Consider the following 17,755-nt stretch of genomic DNA (forward strand, 5'->3'; position numbering starts at 1 on the left):
GGGTCAGCGCGCCGTCCACAGCTGCGTCCAGACCACCCCGAGCTCGCCTGCCAGCATCCGCAGCGTCGACAGCGACATGCCGACCACGGTGGAAGGGTCACCCTCCACCCGGGTGATGAACGCGCCGCCCAGGCTGTCGACGGTGAAGGCTCCGGCGACGAAGAGCGGCTCCTCGCTGGCGACGTAGGCATCGATCTCGGCATCCGTCACGTCGGCTGCGAAGGTGACCGATGCCTCGGCGACTGCGGTCGCCTCGACGGGATCGGCGCCGGGGCGCACGCGGAACACCGAATGGCCCGAGTGCAGCACGCCGGTGGCGCCTCGCATCCGCTCCCAGCGAGCGCGGGCGGCCTCGGGCGTGTACGGCTTGCCGTAGATCTCACCGTCCAGCGCGAACATCGAGTCGCCGCCGATCACGATCCCGTCGAAGTCCGGATGCTGCTCCGGCAGCCGTCGCACCACATCGGCGGCCTTGGCCCTGGCCAGCAGCAGCACCAGCTCCCCGGGGCTCAGCGGCGCATCGCGGTCGGCTGCGGCGGACGCGGCCTCGGCATCCTCGTCGACCTCGGGGGCGAGGGTGAGCGGCTCGATGCCCGCCTGCCGCAGCAGCATGAGGCGGGCGGGGGAGGTGGATGCCAGGCAGACGCGCATGAATCAACGCTATCCGGTGTGCGATCCTGGCAGGATGACCTCCTCACAGCCCATCCTCGATCTCGACATCACCGGGATCGCTCACGGCGGCACCTTCATCGCCCGGCACGAGGGGCGGGTGGTCTTCGTGCCCGATGCGATCCCCGGTGAGCGCGTGCGGGTGCGGATCACGGATGCGGGCAAGGCCTCGTTCTGGCGCGCCGAGGCATTGGAGGTGCTGGAGGCGTCTCCGCATCGCCGCGCGCATGTGTGGGCCGAAGCCGACATCTCCCGCGCTCCCGAGGATCGCGTGGGCGGTGCGGATCTCGGCCACATCATTCTCGGCGCGCAGCGCGTGCTCAAGCGCAGGGTGCTGCAGGAGGCGCTGGACAAGTTCGCCGGGCCGGGCATCGAGGCGCCCGAGGTGCAGGCCGTCGACGCTGTGACGGACTCGGCGCAGACCAGGAGCGACGGCACCGGCTGGCGCACCCGGGTCTCGCTGCACGTGGACGCGGACGGGCGGGTAGGCCCGTACGCGGCGCGCAGTCACCGTGTGATCGACGTCGCGAGCCTGCCGCTGGCGCGTCCCGCCGTGGCGGAGGCCGCCTTCGCGCTGCGCCCGCAGAAGCCGGGCCGGGTCGACCTGGTCGAGCCAGGGGATGGTCGTGTGCGCGTGCTGCCGCGGCCGGAGGGTGCGCGTCGCGGCAAGCCCCAGACGGTGTTCGAGTTCGCCGGTGGGCGGCGCTTCCGTGTGGACGCCGGTGGCTTCTGGCAGGTGCATCCGCAGGCGGCCGACGCGCTGCATCGGGCGGTCGGCGAGGCGCTGGGGGCCGGCTCGATCCGGATGCGACCCATTTCGACCTGTACGGCGGGGTGGGGCTGTTCGCCGCCACGCTCGGCGAGCAGGGAGCACGGGACATCGTGACCGTGGAGTCCGACCGGCGGGCGACCGAGCATGCCGCCGCGAACCTGGCGGAGTTCGACGCGCAGGCCGTCACCGGCCGCGTGGACCGCTTCCTGTCCGGGCTGCCGGAGGGGACCAGGGCCGGCGCGGTGGTGCTGGATCCGCCGCGGGCAGGGGCGGGGCGAGTGGTGGTGGAGTCGATCCATGCACTCGATCCCGAGGCTGTGGTCTACGTCGCCTGCGATCCGGTCGCGTTGGCCAGGGATCTCGGGACGTTCCGGGAGCTCGGCTGGCAGGCCGCATCGCTGCAGGCGTTCGATCTGTTCCCGCACTCGCACCACTTCGAGACCGTCGCGCTGCTCACGCGCTGAGGTCATGTGCTGAGGTCATGCGCCGAGGTCATGCGCCGGGGTCATGCGCCGACACTGGCTGAGTGCATGCTCCGGCACTGAGTAGGCTGGCGGCATGAGCACCGTCGCCCTCATCGACGACCATGAGTCGGTTCGTCTGGGACTCGAAGCCGCCTGTCTGCGCGACGGTGCGCAGGAGGTCGTGTTCTCGGGTGCCACCGTCAAGGAGTATCTGGCCTGGCGATCGGCATCCGGTTCCCGTCCCGTCGATGTCGTGGTGCTGGATCTGACGCTCGGCGACGGCACCACGGTGACCGAGAACGTCGCCACCCTGGTCGCCGACGGCGCCAGTGTGGTCATCCACAGCGTGGCCGATCGGCCTGCCGCAGTGCGAGAGGCGCTCGTGGCGGGGGCGGCGGGGGTGGTCAGCAAATCGTCCGCGCTGGATGATGTGCTCGAGGCGATCAGCACGGTCGCCCGCGGCGAGGCGCTGAACAACGTGGAGTGGGCCAGCGCCGTGGACGGCGACCGCGACTTCGCGGATGCCCAGCTGTCCAGCCGGGAGCGCGAGGTGCTGCGACTGTACGCGACGGGGTTGCCGCTGAAGGCCGTGGCCGAGCGCCTGGGCGTGGCGTACTCCACAGCCAAGGAGAACGTCACCCGCATCCGGGTGAAATACGTCGAGGTCGGCCGTCCCGCCCCCACGAAAGTCGATCTTCTGCGCCGTGCGGTCGAGGACGGCATCGTTGCCCCGGAGGGGCTGACGAGTGTCGGCTGAGGCGCGAAGCCTGCAGGACGCTTGGACGAGCCTTCCCACCCCGGGCGATGTGGGGGTGGGGCTGGGCCGGTTCACGGGTCAGCGCATCGACCGGATCCTGGCGATCGTGGGCGCGATCGGCTCGACGGCGCTTGGCGCCCAGGCGCTGCTGAGTGCTGTGACCACGCTGACCCGCCCGGACTGGCTGCATCTGACGCTGATGCTGGTGGTGTTCGGTCCGCTGCTGTGGATGATCGTCGCATGTGCGGTCGGGCGCTGGGTCAGGCGGGTGAGCGGCACGTTCGCGGTCGTCTACGCGCTGGCGCTGCTGCTGTGGCCGGCGGTGGTCGACAGCACGCGCAACGTGCCCTCCGACCAGCCATGGATCTTCTTCCTGGTGAACATCGGCGTGGTCGCGGCGGTGCTGGCGTTCCCACCGCGACTACAGTTCGCCTGGGCGCTCGGTCTTCCGCTGATCTACGGCTTCGTGCGTCTGACCCAGGGCGAGTTCTCGCGGAGTTTCTGGGTCGCCACCGGCTTCGATGTGTCGTTCACGATCATCCTCGGGATGGTGATCGTGTCGCTGGCGTGGATGTTCCGCCAGGTGGCGGCCGGTGTGGACGACGCTCGGGCGAAGACGGTGGAGGCCTATACGGCTGCGGCCGCGGCCTCGGCCGCTGAAGAGGAGCGCGTCGCGATGGGTGCGCTCATGCACGACAGCGTGCTGGCGGCGCTCATCGCCGCCGAGCGCGCCGCCAGCGAGCGCGAACGCACCCTGGCGGTGGGCATGGCGCGGGAGGCGCTGACCCGGCTGGCCAACACCGAGGCATCGATCGCGCATGAGGGCAGTGACGAGCCGGTCGAGCGGACCCATATCGTCGCCGAGCTGCGCCGCACGTTGTCGGAGCAGGGCGCGGATGCCGTGGTCGAGGAGCGCGGCACGCCCGTCGAACTGCCCGGCCGGGTGGCACGGGCGATGGTGCTGGCCGCCCGGCAGGCGATCGGCAACGCGCTCGCGCACGCCGCCGGCCGGGGGTTGCACGTCGTCGCGGAGTCGCACGCGCCGAATCAGCTCACGCTCACCGTGCTGGATGCCGGCCCCGGTTTCGATCCGGATGCCATCGGCGAGGATCGGCTCGGCATCCGGGCGTCGATCATCGCCCGTATGGCCGCGATCGCCGGAAGATCCCGGATCACCTCGGACGAGAACGGCACCACCGTCGAGTTGAGCTGGGAGAAGTCATGAGACGCTCCGTGCGCAGCATGACCACCGCGCTCGCGCTGGGCTTCGCGCTGTACTTCGCCGCCCGCGCCATCTGGTGGACCGAGCAGCCCGCCGTGCCGCTGCTGCTGGTCGCCGCGATCGTGCTCTATCTCGCCGCTGTGCTGACCGCCGTGCTCGCGTCGTCGGCGGACGGGGTGCGGATGCCGATGGGCGCGGCGGTGCTGGCGCTGATCTCCAGTGCCGTGGTACCCACCCTGGCGAGCCTGGCCCTCGAGCGGGAGATGCGCGGCGCGCCGTTCGCGACCTGGTACATCGGCGCGGTCGGTCTGCTCGCGGTGGTGTGCATCGTGCGCCGGCACGCCGTGTGCGGTTGGGTCGCGCTGGGGGCGCTGATCGTGTCGGCCTCCGCCTACATGGGAATCGTGGATGCGTTCACGCTGGGACTGGTCGGCTCGATCACCTGGGTGGTGGTGGCGCAGCTGCTGGTGATCTTCTGGGAGCGCGCGGTGCGCGACACCGAGAAGCTTGCGGATGCCCAGCAGGCGGTGTCGGCGTGGCATGCAACCCAGGTGGTGCGGCAGCGCGAGCGGCGGGTGCGCGCGCAGCGTGCACTGGCCATTGCGGGCCCGGTGCTCACGCGCACGGTGGCGTCGCACGGCCATCTGAACGAGCAGGAGAAGCTGGAGGCGAGACTCGCCGAGGGGACGATGCGCGACGAGTTGCGCGGCGGAATCCTGCTGAACGATGCGGTGCGTCAGGCGATCTCGGATGCCAGGAGGCACGGTGCCGTCGTCACCGTCTTCGATGAAGGCGGGCTGGAGGGCACCGATGATGCGCGGCTCGATGAGATCCGCGACGAGCTGGCGAGCGTGGTGGCCAGCGCACGATCGAACCGGGTGATCATCCGGGCAGGACGTGACGATCAGGTCGCGGTGACCGTGGTCGGCCGGGCTGCCGGAGGCGCGCACGACGACGATGCGGTCGATCTCTGGCACGAGATCCGTCGCACCCGCGAGTGAGCCCGCTCGCTCGGACGGGCCCGCTCTCTCGGACGGCGGATCGCTCGGAGAGAGTGGGCGAGGGGCGGCGAAGCCGCCCGCCCCTCGCCAGTGGCGGAGCAGTTACCCGAAAACTGTCCGCTGGAGGCGGTGATTGCGTCTGTCTACCCTGGGACAGAGCAGCCGCCTAACGCGAAGCGTTGATACAAGTCTGGCGCGCGTCAAGCGGTCTGTCTGTAGGTATTTCGGGGGACAAATCGGAGTTCAGCCCGAGAACCGGCCCCAAGGGATGTCGCGGCGCAGCGGCTTGCGCAGTCCGCGCTGCGTGCGCTCCCAGACTGAGACGCGCGGCTCCTCGGCCACGGCCTCCTCTGTCTCGTGCAGATAGGCGTCGCTGACGACGGCGATGAGGGCGGCGAGCTCTTCCTCGCTGGCGGTTCCCCGCACGATCTCGATGCGCGGCGTCTCGTCCGACCCGGCGCTCGCTGCGGTGTTCATGATGCTCTGCCGTTCACAGCGGGATGTTCCCGTGCTTCTTGGGCGGCAGGTCGGCACGCTTGCCCTTCAGCGCGCGCAGCGCCTTGGCGATGGCTACGCGGGTGTTCGCCGGCTCGATGACGCCGTCGATCTCACCGCGCTCAGCCGCCAGGAACGGCGAGGTGACGCTGTAGGTGTACTCATTGGCCAGGCGGGTGCGCACCGCGGCGACGTCTTCGCCGTTCTCCTCGGCCTTCTTGATCTCGCCGCGGTACAGGATGTTCACCGCGCCCTGGCCGCCCATCACGGCGATCTCCGCCGTCGGCCAGGCCAGGTTCACGTCGGCGCCGAGCTGCTTGGAGCCCATCACGATGTAGGCGCCGCCGTAGGCCTTGCGCAGGATCACCGTCACGAGGGGGACGGTGGCCTCGGCATAGGCGTAGATCAGCTTCGCACCGCGGCGGATCACGCCCGTCCACTCCTGGTCGGTGCCGGGCAGGTAGCCGGGCACGTCGACGAGCGTGACGATCGGGATCGAGAAGGAGTCGCAGAAGCGCACGAAGCGGCTGGCCTTCTCGCCGGCCTCGATGTTGAGGGTTCCGGCCATCTGGGAGGGCTGGTTGGCGATGATGCCCACAGAGCGCCCCTCGATCCGGCCGAAGCCGATCACGATGTTCGGGGCGAACAGCGGCTGCACTTCGAGGAAGTCGCCCTCGTCGACGACGTGCTCGATCACGGTGTGGATGTCGTAGGGCTGGTTGGGGGAGTCGGGGATGATCGTGTTCAGGCGCTGATCGGCATCCGTCGTCTCCCAGTCGAAGTCGGCGGCGTATCCGGGCAGCTCCGCCATGTTGTTGTCGGGGAGGAAGCTGAGCAGGGTGCGGGCGTAGTCGAGGGCGTCGTCCTCGTCGGATGCCAGGTAGTGCGCGACGCCGGAGCGGGTGTTGTGCGTGTAGGCGCCGCCGAGTTCCTCCATGCCGACGTCCTCGCCGGTGACCGTCTTGATGACGTCGGGTCCGGTGACGAACATCTGGCTGGTCTTGTCGACCATGATCACGAAATCGGTGAGGGCGGGGCCGTACACGGCGCCACCGGCGGCCGGACCCATGATGATGGAGATCTGGGGGATGACGCCCGAGGAGCGGGTGTTCATCTTGAAGATCTCGCCGTACTTGCTCAGTGCCAGCACGCCCTCCTGGATGCGGGCGCCGCCGGAGTCGAGGATGCCGACGACGGGCATGCCGCTGGTGAGGGCGAACTCCATGATCTTGATGATCTTGTCGCCGGACACCTCGCCGAGTGAGCCGCCGAAGGTGGTGAAGTCCTGCGAGTAGACGGCGACGGTGCGGCCGTGGATGGTGCCGATGCCGGTGACGACGGAGTCGCCGTACGGGCGGTTGCGGTCCATGCCGAAAGCGGTGGTGCGGTGGCGCACGTATTCGTCGAACTCGACGAAACTGCCGTTGTCGACGAGAAGCTCGATGCGCTCGCGGGCGGTCATCTTGCCCTTGGCGTGCTGCTTCTGCTGGGCGATCTTCTCCGGCTGGACGACGGCTTCGTCGAAACGCGCGCGAAGGTCCGCGATCTTCGCGGCCGTGGTCGAGAGGTCAGGGGTGTCCGTCACGGATTCCACCCTAGCGTCGGCGGTCGTTGCGCCGTTGGATGCCATGCACAACGGATTCGGGAATCCCTTGGCAGATGCGGATGCTCACGTGACTGCGCGGTGGCGTGGTCAGCAGCCGGGTGCGGTCGGCGCCTCGGTGCAGGTGTGCGCGACCAGGGCGGTGCGGGCCTCGTAGATGCGGATCTCCTGGGCGGGGCCGGGAAGTGTGAGGGTGCCGCTGATTCGGAACCAGCCGGCGCCGAGGTCGATCTCGGCGGTGTAGGTGGTGTCGACATGCGCCTGGTAGGTGCCGCGCTCCTGATAGGTGTGGCTCGTGTCGGTTGGAGTGAACTGAGCGAGGTTGAGATCCTGCCAGCTGCGTCCGGCGGTGGTCGTGGTGTGCGTCTGCCCGTCGCCGTAGTGGAAGGTGAAGGATGCCGGGGTGAATCGTGCGGCGATCGCATAGCCGAACAGGGTGCCGTTGCGGGTGTGCACGCCCGCGTCTGCGGTGAAGTTGGTCGGGAGCCCGGCGACGCCGAGGTTGTCGGGTTCGCCGGTGAGGATGCTCGGTGCCGGAGCGAAGGATGCGAGGTCGGTGATCGTGAACGTGGGGGTGGCGGGCGTGCCGTCTTCGTCACTCGGTTCGGCGTCCTTGGGGGTCAGCCGCAGGCATTCGTCGAGGCTGGTCCACTCCACGCAGCGGCTGTCGAACGGATGCGTCGGCTTCGGCGGCCTCGGTGGCTTCGGTGTGACGTCGATGTTCGCGGTGGGAGCGTTCGGGGTGGAGGGGAAGACTCGGAGTGCCTTGTGGGCTGGTCGGCCTGAGATCCCGGGATCGTCTTCTCCCCGCTGATCTGGACTCCTTCTCCGTTGTTCTGTCCGGAGCAAGTCATAGTGGGAATCGGGCATTGAACTGGCGCGTCTCCGACGCCGCCGAAGATGAGGAGAAAAACTATTGGGAGCATGTCCTGCTCTCATCTCCGGTCGTGCTGATCACGCGCAGCCCGGTGGACGTATCTGCTGCGTTGAAGTCGACGAGCAATGACTGAACGGGCGCACGCCCTTCAGGAATCAGCGATGCACCTTTTGAGTCGATGACGTCGGTGTTCGAGACGTCTGCGCATATATGTAAGGAGACGGTTCCTGCATTTGTATCAGTAGCAATTCCGGTGACTGTGACAATCTCGGTATCTCCTACTAGAGAGACATTCTCGGCGTGGAGTTCGCTCAGTGACTTTTTCAGTGCAGTCGAGGCTTGGCCCGAAGCCCAATACATCACGGGTTCGAAGGTTTTTGGATCCCCTGTGTCGACGTCATTCAACGCATCCGTATACGCCCGATACGTCTCTTCCGCGGCCTTGAAAGCATCCTCGTCCGACGAGAACAGCGCGGTCTTCGTCGGCGTGGGCTTCGGCTCGGGCGTGCAGGCCGCCAGCGTCCCGAGCGCGAGCAGCCCAGCGGAGAGCGCGCCGATGGCACGGACGGAGGCGGTCGCAGAAGTCACCCGGCTACGGTAACGCGAACGCGATCACCGCCGCAGAAGTTATCCACAGGATCGATATCGGCGGCAACGTGATCAGTCCGAACCAGAGCTGAAGCTGATCAGTTGAAGAAGTGCATGCGCGCGCCTCGCAGGAGACGCACTGGTGCCCTTGATCTCAGAAGGGTGCGTCGATGTCGTGGGGAGCCATTTGGCGTGCGGTCTTGCCGGGTGGTGGTGTGTCCGATCCTGCCGGCCCTGGTTCCACGGGTACGAACATGACCCGTCGGGGCGGCCGGTCCTGGTGGATCCTGCCGGTGGGGCTGGTCCATTCGAGGGTCCAGTCGGGGAGCGCCGGGCGGACCAGCGATGAGCATCCGGAACATCGGGATGCTTCAGCGCATGATGGGTTCTGCAGAGATGGGCGAGATTGTTCAGCGCCGTTCTGCCGCCCTTGGCGTGGTCGAAGGTGTGGTCGGTGTCGCAGCGGTGGACGGGCATGCGGCATCCGGGGAAGCGGCAGTGCTGGTCTCGGGCCCGCAGATGACGACGCATGGCGGCGGTAGGGGTGTAGGCGTCGGTTTCGGTGACGAGCCCGGTCGGATCGAGGAACAGACGGCTCCAGCTGGTGGCACCGCTGGCGAGGGCGCGAGCGACATCGGGGTGGATGGGGCCGTGGCCATCGAGAAGGGCAGGAAGGTCGTCTGCGTCGGTGAGGGTGCTGCGGGAGACGGTCACCTGGAGGTGCGCGGTGATGTTCTCCAGGCCGGTGCCCTGCACGGTCGTAGGAGAAGCTCCGAGAAGAAGGTCGGTGAGCAGATCGGCGCGGATCTGGTCGAGGGAGCGGGTGTCGGCCGGGATGCGGGTGACCTGCGGCCCGGTGGCGATCATCTTCTCGATGTGTTCCCAGTACGCGGCCGACTCCGCATCCGCATCGACTTCGTCGGGGAAGGGGTCGCGGGTGAACGTATCGGCTCCGAAGATCGCCCCGTTGGCGTCAGCACCGGCATCGTCGGCGCGGGCGCCTCTCCCATCGCCCTCAGCGTCGGGCCCCTGACTCTCGGCATCCCGCTCATCGTCGGGGAGGGTGGGGGTGCGGTGGTCGGGGTGCTGTTTCTGGTGGCGGGCCATCCGGGTCAGGCGATCCATGATCGCCACGGCGAGGTGTTCGGGGAGGACGGCTTGGAGCAGGGCGAGTCCGTCGCCGATCGGGCGGATGTTCACCTCGCGTTCCGCGGCGGCGACTCGATGGCGGTCGGCAATGGTGAGTCCGGCCAGTGCGGCAGCGAGTTCTCGTACGTGTGCACGGGTGCGGGCCGGTGCCTCGCGGGCCGCGAACTCCAGCGCACCGGCCTCGTACAGGGTCAGCGTGTCGGCGGGGAGGGCCCCGTCGGACACTCCCCGCGTCACTTCGGAGGAGGCGCGCAGGATCTCTCGCACGTGCCCGGCGCTGATCTCTCCTGCCCGGAACGACGCTTTCAGCGTGGGGAAGGACTCGGACAGCAGGTGCGCGTCGGCGAAGGCATGCTCGAGCGACCCTTTCGCGATCCGCCCTGCGGCAGAGTACTCCGCGATCATCGACCGCCAGATGGCGTCCCGATGCATCGGCGCCTCCGCCACGTCGGCATCCATCAGCGTCACCCGCCGTGCGAGCAGCTCCGACGCGTGCGCCTCGAGAGCGGCGATCTGCCGACGTGTTCTGATCCACTCGTCCAGCAGGGCACCCTGCTCTTCAAGCCGGGAGATCAGTGCGGTGGACATGCCCCCAGTCTAGTACAAAGATTCGAATAACGGAAGTGTTGTGGTGAAGAATCACGGGCGTGTCTCGTCACGGTTGCGCCCGCTCAACGACGGGGTTGAGCATCGGAGCGGAACAGCATCACACGACGAACCGCCAGACGTACTCGAGTCCGTCGTGCTGCCGGAACCAGGCGATCGTGACGACGAGTTCGTCGAGATCACCGTCGCACAGACACAGTTCGATCGTCTCGCTCGGCAGAACCTGACCCCACAGCTCCACGAGCCGGCCGTCGTCCGCGTCGCTGCGCAGCACCTTGACGAAGTCCACGGGCTCCTTGCCGGCGTTCATCACCATGGGATGCGCGCGATCCTTTCGGGTCACCACCCACGGCACGCAGTACGCGGTCGGCGGCGGAGGGCTCGTGTCGAGAGAATGCAGCATTCCGCCACGCTAAGAACTTCCGCCGACGCCGGAACGCCCCTGACGACGCGGTTCACCTGACCTGTGCAGAAGTCGCTGTCAGCCGGCTGATGTGGAGGGCGAGTCGGGCGCGGGAGTCACGACGATCTCAGCGGACGATCCGGATGCCGAGCTGCCCTCGGCATCCGCTCGCCTGCCTCGTCTGCCCAGTCGGGACGTGACGCCTGCTCCGAGCCGGCGTGCACCGTCCAGCATCCGTCGCTCGAGCTTCTCGCTTCCCGCCTCGGGCTCCAGTTCGGGCGGCAGCCACGGGGGAGCGGCGCCGAACGCGCGACGGGAGTTGCTCAGCACGCGCCGTCCGAGCAGATGGTTACCCGCCCCGCCGACGACCGCGCCGACGCCGAACGGCAGCGCCTTTCCCAGAAACGATGCTCCGCCACGCGCAGCGAACTGGCGGATGAATGCCGTCTTCAGCCGATCCACCAGAGGCCCCACCGCCGCGCGCGGGAGCGACTTCGTGACCAGCTCGCCCCAGTACGACGAGCGGGTCCCTCCCTTGCCTGCCGCCTGCTTCGCCAGCTGCGAGACCAGGTCGATGCCCTCCTTGCCGAGCATCAGCGCCATCACAAGTGCCCGCGCGCGCTCCGGATCGCTGACCGCGATGCCGTGCACCTCGGCGACGGACTGAGCGAACAGCGCAGTCGACTCCATGAAGCCGAGGGTCTCCGCACCCGACAGCGCCAGAGTGACGCCGGTGCCGATCCCGGGTACCACGGCGGTCGCGCCGACTGCGGCGCCGCCGGTGGTCACGGCGGCAAGATAGCGGGTCTGGAGGATGCCGACGATATCGTGCGGCGTCGCGTGCGGATGGCACAGACGGATGCTGCGGATGTGAGCCACGACCAGCGGCCGCTGCACCGCGAGCACCCGGTCGAGGCTGCGACCCGAGAAGGAGCGCTGCTGCCACGCCGACGGCACAGGCGCCGGCGCATCGTCCGGAAGGACGTACAGCCTGTGGATCTTCTCTGGCATGCCGTGATCCTATGCGCGGCATCCGCGAGAACGCCGATAGCCGCCCCCGGGGGAGACGGCTATCGGGAGAGGAGGGCGGATCACACGAACAGGTTCGCGCGCTCCAGGTCCTCGGCGAAGTCGACCTCGACGGCGTACAGGTCGGAGACGTCCATGGGCTCGAGCAGCAGGCCGTCCTCGGCGATCGCCAGCTCGAGACCGCGCTCGAAGTAGTCCTGGTCGCCGACCCGCTGCAGCTGGCGCATGAACGCCTTCTTGTCGGCGGAGGCGATGTAGTTGATGCCCACAGCCTCGCCGAGCCCGCCCTTGACGGTCTTGGAGAGCTCCTTGATGAAGCCCTCGGCGGTGACGGTGTACTTGACCTCTTCGTCGCTGACCTTGGCGGTGTTCACGGTGACGAACGACTGGTCGCGCTCGATGAACTCGATGGCACGGCCAAGGATGCGCGGGTCGAAGACCACATCGCCGTTCATCCAGAGCACTCCGCTCCTGCCGGTCGCGCTCAGCGCTCGCAGCAGGCTCTTCGACGTGTTGGTGACGTCGTAGCGCTCGTTGTGCACGTACTTCGCTGCCGGGAAGGCCTCGATGATGGTCTCGGCGCGGTAGCCGACGACGGTGGTGATGCGGGCGTCGGTGCCGAACGCGGCACGGATGTTGTCGTGCTGCTGCTGCATGATGCTGCGGCCATCGCTCAACTCGGTGAGCGGCTTCGGCAGGGCGCGGCCGAGGCGTGAGCCCATACCGGCGGCGAGGATCACGGTCTGAAGAGTCACGTTTTCTCCTAAAAAGAGGCTGTGTTCACTGCCGATTCATCGACAGGACACCTCTTCGTGCCAGGAACATGCTACTGATCGCACCTGAGAGACCCCCGTTCAGGTCGGTGACGTTGCCGTTTCGTGACCGTTCGCACACGTGATGCACAGGATCCCGGCTGCCGCGGAACCGGCGGTTTTCCGCATGTGTCGGACGGCGCCAGAACGGTTGCGCACGCTTGATACCGTAGTACCCGTGACCGCTTCTCTCGACTCCGGAGATGACCGCATCGATACCTCTCTCAGGGAACGCGGCGGATCCTGACACGCCCGCGGCGGCGAAGAAGGCGGCGGCGAGCACGACGAAGAAGGCGGCGGCGAAGACCGCTGCCTCCCAGGGAACATCCCAGAGCACGGTTGCCAAAAAGACGGTTAAGAGCACACCGGTCAAGAAGACGGCCAAGAGCACGCCGGCCAAGAGCGCAGCGGCGGGGACTGCCGCGGCGAAGAAGGCGGCATCGACCACTGCTGCGTCGAAGTCCGCGGCAGCCAAACGGACGGCCGCTACGACCGCAGCGAAGACCGCCGCCGCGAAGAAGGCCGCTGCTGCTCGTGCCGAGGCCAAAGAGACGGCGAAGGCGTCCGAGGCGAAGACCGCCGCCGCGAAGGCAGCTGCGGTGAAGAAGGGCGCGTCGACCACGACCCCGTCGAAGAAGACCACGACTGCGGCGAAGAAGACGGCGACTGCGGCGAAGAAGGCCACGAGCTCTACCTCGGCGACGTCCAAGACCGCCGCCTTGAAGTCGCGCGCTTCGGCGTCCACGTCGAAGACTGCGACCACGCCGACCAAGAAGTCCGCACCCACCAAGAAGGCCACCGCAGCCAAGAACTCGGCGGCCACGTCCACCGCGGCGGCGAAGAAGACCGGCCCGGCCAAGGGCTCCGAGTCGAAGGTGACGAGCGGGGAGCCCGCTTCAGGAGCCGATGTCGCTCGGCCGGCGGCATCCGATCCGTCCATCATCACCTTTGTCCCCGCAGTCGGCGCTGACGCGCCGGCAGTCGGCACTGAGTCGACGGATGCCGAAGACGCCGTCTCCGCGCGCCGCGCGACAGCCGCCTCGGACAGCGCCCCTGCTTCTGAGGAAGCCCGCTCGTCTCGTGGGGCCGCAGTGACCGACGATACGACCGCGGCGAGTACCGCATCGGCCTCCGTCGACACCGCACCCGAACTCGACACCGCACCCGAACTCGACACCGCACCCGAACTCGACAGCGCACCCGAACCCGACACCGCACCCGAACCGGTCTCGGCTGCGGAGCCCGCTGACCCCGCAGCCGAGACGGTCGTCACCGCTGTGCCCGTCACCGACGTGCCCACCACCGGCACCCCCGCCGACGCCGGTGCGGCCGATGCCATCCGCATCCGTGGGCTCGTGAAGCGCTTCGGTGACTCCCGTGCCGTCGACGGCATCGATCTGACGGTGCCCGCCGGCTCGTTCTACGGGCTGGTCGGACCCAACGGCGCGGGCAAGACCACCACTCTCTCGATCATCGCCGGACTGCTGCGTCCGGATGCAGGAACGGTGCACATCAGCGGCATCGACCAGCACGCGAATCCGCTCGGCGCGAAGCGTGTGATGGGCGTGCTGCCCGACCGGCTGCGCACTTTCGACCGGCTCACCGGCCGTCAGCTGCTGCACTACTACGGGCAGCTGCGGGGCTGGATCGTCCTGTGATCGACAAGCGCATCGGCGACCTCGCGCGTGCCTTCGACCTCACCGAGGCGCTCGGCCGGGTCGTATCGGACTACTCGGCAGGCATGACGAAGAAGCTCATGCTCGCCGGGGCGCTGATCCATTCCCCGCGCGTGCTGGTGCTCGACGAGCCCTTCGAAGCCGTCGATCCCGTCTCGTCGGGGGTGATCCTCGACATCCTGCGCGCCTACGTCGACCACGGCGGCACCGTGATCCTCTCCAGTCACGGCATGGATCTGGTGGAGCAGGTGTGTTCCCGGGTCGCGGTGATCGTCAGCGGAGAGGTGCTCGCCGAGGGGACCGTCGACGAGGTGCGCGCCGGTCAGACGCTGGCCGCCCGATTCGTCGAGCTCTCCGGCAGCGGCGGCGAAGTGGAGGGGCTCGAGTGGTTGCACACGTTCTCCGACTGAGACTGGCGCTGCTCGCGGGCGCCTTCCGGCGGGAACGCCTGGTGCGCAGCGTGCTCGGCCTGCTCGTGACCGTCGCGGTCACGGTAGCCGTCTGCATCGCGGTGCTCGGCCTGGGCAGCGCGCCCGTGGCCACCTCTCGCACCCTCATCGTCCTCAGCGCTGCGGCCGCGTTCCTCGCGTTCCTGCTCGCGCCGATGCTCACCGGATCGGCGGATCAGCTCGACCCACGGCGATTCGCGCCGTTCGGCGTCGATGAGAAGCGGATGCCGTGGATCCTCGCACTGGCGTCTCTGGTCAGCATCCCGAGCTTCGCGCTGATCGCTGTGCACGTCTGCTTCGTCGTCGTCGCGATATCCGCTGGTCTCGCCTGGCCGGTCGCCGTGCTCTCGGGACTTGTCAGCGTGGTCTCCACGGCGCTCATCGCGCGCATCGGCATGGCCGTCAGCGCCATCGTCCTGCCCGAACGCCGCTCCCGTGAGCTCACCGTGCTGATGACGATCCCGATCATCGTCATCGCGTTCCCGGTCGCCGCGTACTTCTCCTCCGTGCAATGGGACGGCCACGTCCCCTCGGTGGTGGCCTCGGCGACCGCGGTGGTGGGATTCACCCCGCTCGCAGCCCCGCAGGCGTTCGTCTTCCACCTCGTCGCCGGCGAGCGGGGCGCGGCATGGGCCAGCGGGCTGATCGCCCTGGCATCGGTGGTCGCGCTGCTCGCGCTGTGGGCGTACCTGGCGCACCGGATGATGACGACCACCGAGCGCCCCTATGTCACGCGCGAGCGCACCAGCCTGGGATGGCTCTCAGTGCTCCCCGCGGGCGCGTTCGGCGCCATCGCCGCCCGCAGCCTGGTGTACTGGCTGCGCGACCGCCGGTACATCGTGAACATTCTGATCGTGCCGATCGCCGGCGTGCTCACCGTACTGCCGCTGATGGTCGCCGGGGTGCCGCCGTGGATCGCCGCACTCGTTCCGGTGCCGCTGATGGCACTGTTCTTCGGATGGCTGCCGCACAACGACGTCGCCTATGACTCGACGGCGCTGTGGATGCACATCGCCAGCGGCGTGCGCGGGATCCCCGACCGCTTCGGACGCCTCGTCCCGGTGCTTCTGGTTTCGATCCCGGTGCTCGCGATCGCCGTGTCGCTGACGCTCGCCTTCATCGGCGACTGGCAGCTGCTGCTGCCGCTGATCGGCGTCGCGGCCGCACTGCTGCTGACCGGGCTGGGCATATCGAGCATCGCCTCCGTCGTCGCGCCGTATGCGGTCTCCCGACCCGGCGACAGCCCGTTCCAGCAGCCGCAGCGCTCGTCGTCGCGCGGATCGTTCGGAGCCGCGAGCACCTTCATCGGAGCGCTGGTGTTCAGCATCCCGACGCTGTGGCTGTTCGTCCTCACCGTCGTCGACGGCGATCGGCACGCGCCGGCCGCCTTCTGGACCGGCGTGATCACCGGCGTGCTGGTGCTGATCGGCGGTGCGGCGATCGGCGGAGCCATCTTCGAACGTCGCGGAGCGCGCCTGATGGAGTTCGTCGAGACCACCTGATCCGGGCGGTCCCACGACGGCTAGAATCACCACATGAGTACTCCGCTGGACAGCCCCGATCAGGGTGGCGTGGCAACACTTGATCGCGAACTCGAAGAGCTCCTCCGCGAGGAGAACCTCGAGCCCGGCGACCATGAGCGCTTCTCGCACTACGTCAAGAAGGACAAGATCCTCGAGTCGGCCATCACCGGCAAGCCGGTGCGGGCGCTCTGCGGCAAGAAGTGGACACCGGGGCGCGACCCGGAGAAGTTCCCGATCTGCCCGACCTGCAAGGAGATCTACGAGAAGATGATGTTCTGACCCCTCGCTGAGGTCTCAGACCACCGTCAGTCGGCGTCGACGAAGAGGGTCGGGATCGCCGGGTCGGACTTGCTCAGTGCCAGCGCACGCACCGGCAGCTCCTCCCGCACCCGCAGGTGATGCGCGCGGGCGGACTCCGTGCCGTCGTGCCCCTCGTACGCGCTGTCGATCTCGCCGCCGTCCACCAGCATGACCTGCAGCGCCCGGGAGTCCGGATGATCGGATGCCGTGTCGACCTGCTCGAAGCCGTCGGCCACCGAGATGGTCTCGGCGACGGCGACGCCGCTCTGCAGCGAGCGGAACGCGGCCTTGCGCCCGCCCTTGGAGGCCTTGTCGGTGGACGCCTTCGCCACCGCCACCCACGAGCCGGACGGATCCTGGCGCGCCACGAGCTTGTAGACCATGCCCGCCGTCGGATATCCCGATCCGGTGACCACCGAGGTGCCGACGCCGTAGGAGTCGACCGGGGACGCCGCCAGGGCGGCGATGGCGTATTCGTCGAGGTCGCTGGTGACGGTGATCTTCGTCTCGGTCGCACCGAGCTCGTCCAACTGCGCGCGCACCTCTCCGGCGACGATCGGCAGGTCGCCGGAATCCAGCCGCACGCCGCCCAGCCCGGTGCCGGCCACCCGGATCGCGGTCTCGACGCCGGTGCGGATGTCGTAGGTATCCACCAGCAGGGTGGTCTCGACGCCCAGGCTCTCCACCTGGGCCCGGAAGGCGTCCTCCTCGCTGTCGTGCAGCAGCGTCCAGGAGTGCGCCGCGGTGCCCATCGTGGGGATTCCCCACTGGCGTCCCGCCTCGAGGTTGCTGGTCGCGCTGAAGCCGGCGATGTACGCGGCGCGCGCCGCAGCGACGGCGGAATACTCGGCCGCACGGCGCGAGCCCATCTCGGCCAGCGGGCGCTCGCCGGCGGCGATGCTCATCCGGGCCGCGGCCGTGGCGACCGCGGAGTCGTGGTTGAGCACGCTCAGCGCCAGGGTCTCCAGCACCACGGCATCCGCGAACGACCCCTCGACCGTGAGGATCGGCGAGCCGGGGAAGTACAGCTCACCCTCCCGGTAGCCGCGGATCGTGCCGGTGAAGCGGTAGTCCTCCAGATAGCGGATCGCGTCGGCGTCGACCACGTCGTTGTCTCGCAGATACCGCAGCTCGTCCTCGCCGAAGCGGAACTCGCGCAGCAGCGTGAGCAGCCGTCCGGTGCCTGCGACCACGCCGAAGCGGCGACCCCCGGACAGCCGTCGCGAGAACAGCTCGAACACCGAGGGGCGGCTGGCCGTGCCGTCGCGGAGCGCGGCGGCCAGCATGGTCAGTTCATAGCGGTCGGTGAGGAACGCGGAGCTCATCCGCTCAGTGTATCCGCGCGGGGAATCGGGAATAC

18 protein-coding genes and 1 pseudogene are annotated in these 17,755 nt (G+C 68.5%); 8 read left to right on the forward strand and 11 right to left on the reverse strand.

What is annotated here, in order from left to right; genetic code table 11:
• Positions 1 to 3: 3 nt before the first annotated feature.
• Entirely contained in the window at positions 4 to 651 is a 648-nt protein-coding gene (locus QUE33_RS01755) for a Maf family protein (RefSeq protein ID WP_286301561.1), read from the reverse strand.
• A gap of 34 nt (positions 652 to 685) precedes the next feature.
• Between QUE33_RS01755 and QUE33_RS01760 the strand changes: the two are divergent.
• The 4 genes and pseudogenes from QUE33_RS01760 to QUE33_RS01775 all read left to right on the forward strand — a co-directional run bounded on the left by QUE33_RS01760 (position 686) and on the right by QUE33_RS01775 (position 4,885).
• Positions 686 to 1,905 (forward strand): annotated as a pseudogene (locus QUE33_RS01760) (class I SAM-dependent RNA methyltransferase).
• A gap of 94 nt (positions 1,906 to 1,999) precedes the next feature.
• On the forward strand, positions 2,000 to 2,662 hold the full coding sequence (locus tag QUE33_RS01765) for a response regulator transcription factor (protein WP_286301562.1): 663 nt from the start codon (positions 2,000 to 2,002) through the stop codon (positions 2,660 to 2,662).
• Complete coding sequence (locus QUE33_RS01770; protein WP_286301563.1) at positions 2,652 to 3,887, forward strand: sensor histidine kinase; 1,236 nt, start codon at positions 2,652 to 2,654, stop codon at positions 3,885 to 3,887. Before QUE33_RS01765 ends, QUE33_RS01770 begins: the two co-directional genes overlap by 11 nt.
• Positions 3,884 to 4,885: a hypothetical protein gene (locus tag QUE33_RS01775; protein WP_286301564.1), complete on the forward strand. Its 1,002-nt coding sequence runs from the start codon at positions 3,884 to 3,886 to the stop codon at positions 4,883 to 4,885. Before QUE33_RS01770 ends, QUE33_RS01775 begins: the two co-directional genes overlap by 4 nt.
• 243 nt (positions 4,886 to 5,128) lie before the next feature.
• Here QUE33_RS01775 and QUE33_RS01780 read toward each other — a convergent pair whose 3' ends face one another.
• The 9 genes from QUE33_RS01780 to QUE33_RS01820 all read right to left on the reverse strand — a co-directional run bounded on the left by QUE33_RS01780 (position 5,129) and on the right by QUE33_RS01820 (position 13,306).
• Positions 5,129 to 5,362 carry an acyl-CoA carboxylase subunit epsilon gene (locus tag QUE33_RS01780; RefSeq protein WP_286301565.1) on the reverse strand — a complete coding sequence of 78 codons (234 nt, stop codon included), beginning with the start codon at positions 5,360 to 5,362 and terminating at the stop codon, positions 5,129 to 5,131.
• Between the two features lie 13 nt (positions 5,363 to 5,375).
• On the reverse strand, positions 5,376 to 7,010 hold the full coding sequence (locus QUE33_RS01785) for an acyl-CoA carboxylase subunit beta (RefSeq protein ID WP_286301566.1): 1,635 nt from the start codon (positions 7,008 to 7,010) through the stop codon (positions 5,376 to 5,378).
• A gap of 63 nt (positions 7,011 to 7,073) precedes the next feature.
• A complete protein-coding gene (locus QUE33_RS01790) occupies positions 7,074 to 7,640 on the reverse strand; it encodes a hypothetical protein (protein ID WP_286301567.1) in 567 nt (188 codons plus the stop codon).
• Between the two features lie 256 nt (positions 7,641 to 7,896).
• Positions 7,897 to 8,448 carry a hypothetical protein gene (locus tag QUE33_RS01795; protein ID WP_286301568.1) on the reverse strand — a complete coding sequence of 184 codons (552 nt, stop codon included), beginning with the start codon at positions 8,446 to 8,448 and terminating at the stop codon, positions 7,897 to 7,899.
• Between the two features lie 72 nt (positions 8,449 to 8,520).
• The gene (locus tag QUE33_RS01800) at positions 8,521 to 10,185 is read right to left on the reverse strand and encodes an HNH endonuclease signature motif containing protein (protein WP_286301569.1); all 1,665 of its coding nucleotides are present in this window, start codon (positions 10,183 to 10,185) and stop codon (positions 8,521 to 8,523) included.
• A gap of 118 nt (positions 10,186 to 10,303) precedes the next feature.
• Positions 10,304 to 10,606: a hypothetical protein gene (locus QUE33_RS01805; protein ID WP_286301570.1), complete on the reverse strand. Its 303-nt coding sequence runs from the start codon at positions 10,604 to 10,606 to the stop codon at positions 10,304 to 10,306.
• 78 nt (positions 10,607 to 10,684) lie between these two features.
• Positions 10,685 to 11,617, reverse strand: coding sequence for a hypothetical protein (locus QUE33_RS01810; protein WP_286301571.1), 933 nt, complete (start codon positions 11,615 to 11,617; stop codon positions 10,685 to 10,687).
• An 80-nt stretch (positions 11,618 to 11,697) separates the two neighbouring features.
• Positions 11,698 to 12,390 (reverse strand): phosphocholine cytidylyltransferase family protein, encoded by a 693-nt coding sequence (locus tag QUE33_RS01815; RefSeq protein ID WP_286301572.1) that lies wholly within the window; start codon positions 12,388 to 12,390, stop codon positions 11,698 to 11,700.
• A 25-nt stretch (positions 12,391 to 12,415) separates the two neighbouring features.
• Positions 12,416 to 13,306, reverse strand: coding sequence for a hypothetical protein (locus QUE33_RS01820; protein WP_286301581.1), 891 nt, complete (start codon positions 13,304 to 13,306; stop codon positions 12,416 to 12,418).
• Positions 13,307 to 13,322: 16 nt separating this feature from the next.
• Between QUE33_RS01820 and QUE33_RS16335 the strand changes: the two genes are divergently transcribed.
• Genes QUE33_RS16335 through QUE33_RS01840 form a run of 4 tightly spaced genes read left to right on the forward strand, consistent with a single transcriptional unit; the run spans position 13,323 to position 16,374 of the window.
• Positions 13,323 to 14,105 (forward strand): ATP-binding cassette domain-containing protein, encoded by a 783-nt coding sequence (locus QUE33_RS16335; protein ID WP_286301583.1) that lies wholly within the window; start codon positions 13,323 to 13,325, stop codon positions 14,103 to 14,105.
• Positions 14,102 to 14,533 carry an ATP-binding cassette domain-containing protein gene (locus QUE33_RS16340; protein ID WP_286301584.1) on the forward strand — a complete coding sequence of 144 codons (432 nt, stop codon included), beginning with the start codon at positions 14,102 to 14,104 and terminating at the stop codon, positions 14,531 to 14,533. The genes QUE33_RS16335 and QUE33_RS16340 overlap by 4 nt, the downstream gene beginning before the upstream one ends.
• The gene (locus QUE33_RS01835) at positions 14,509 to 16,074 is read left to right on the forward strand and encodes a hypothetical protein (protein ID WP_286301585.1); all 1,566 of its coding nucleotides are present in this window, start codon (positions 14,509 to 14,511) and stop codon (positions 16,072 to 16,074) included. Before QUE33_RS16340 ends, QUE33_RS01835 begins: the two co-directional genes overlap by 25 nt.
• Positions 16,075 to 16,107: 33 nt before the next feature.
• Complete coding sequence (locus tag QUE33_RS01840) at positions 16,108 to 16,374, forward strand: DUF3039 domain-containing protein (RefSeq protein ID WP_286301586.1); 267 nt, start codon at positions 16,108 to 16,110, stop codon at positions 16,372 to 16,374.
• A gap of 26 nt (positions 16,375 to 16,400) precedes the next feature.
• Here QUE33_RS01840 and QUE33_RS01845 read toward each other — a convergent pair whose 3' ends face one another.
• Positions 16,401 to 17,720 (reverse strand): nicotinate phosphoribosyltransferase, encoded by a 1,320-nt coding sequence (locus tag QUE33_RS01845; protein ID WP_286301589.1) that lies wholly within the window; start codon positions 17,718 to 17,720, stop codon positions 16,401 to 16,403.
• Between the last annotated feature and the right edge of the window lie 35 nt (positions 17,721 to 17,755).

The organism is Microbacterium suwonense, assembly GCF_030296555.1.
GTDB lineage: Bacteria > Actinomycetota > Actinomycetes > Actinomycetales > Microbacteriaceae > Microbacterium > Microbacterium suwonense.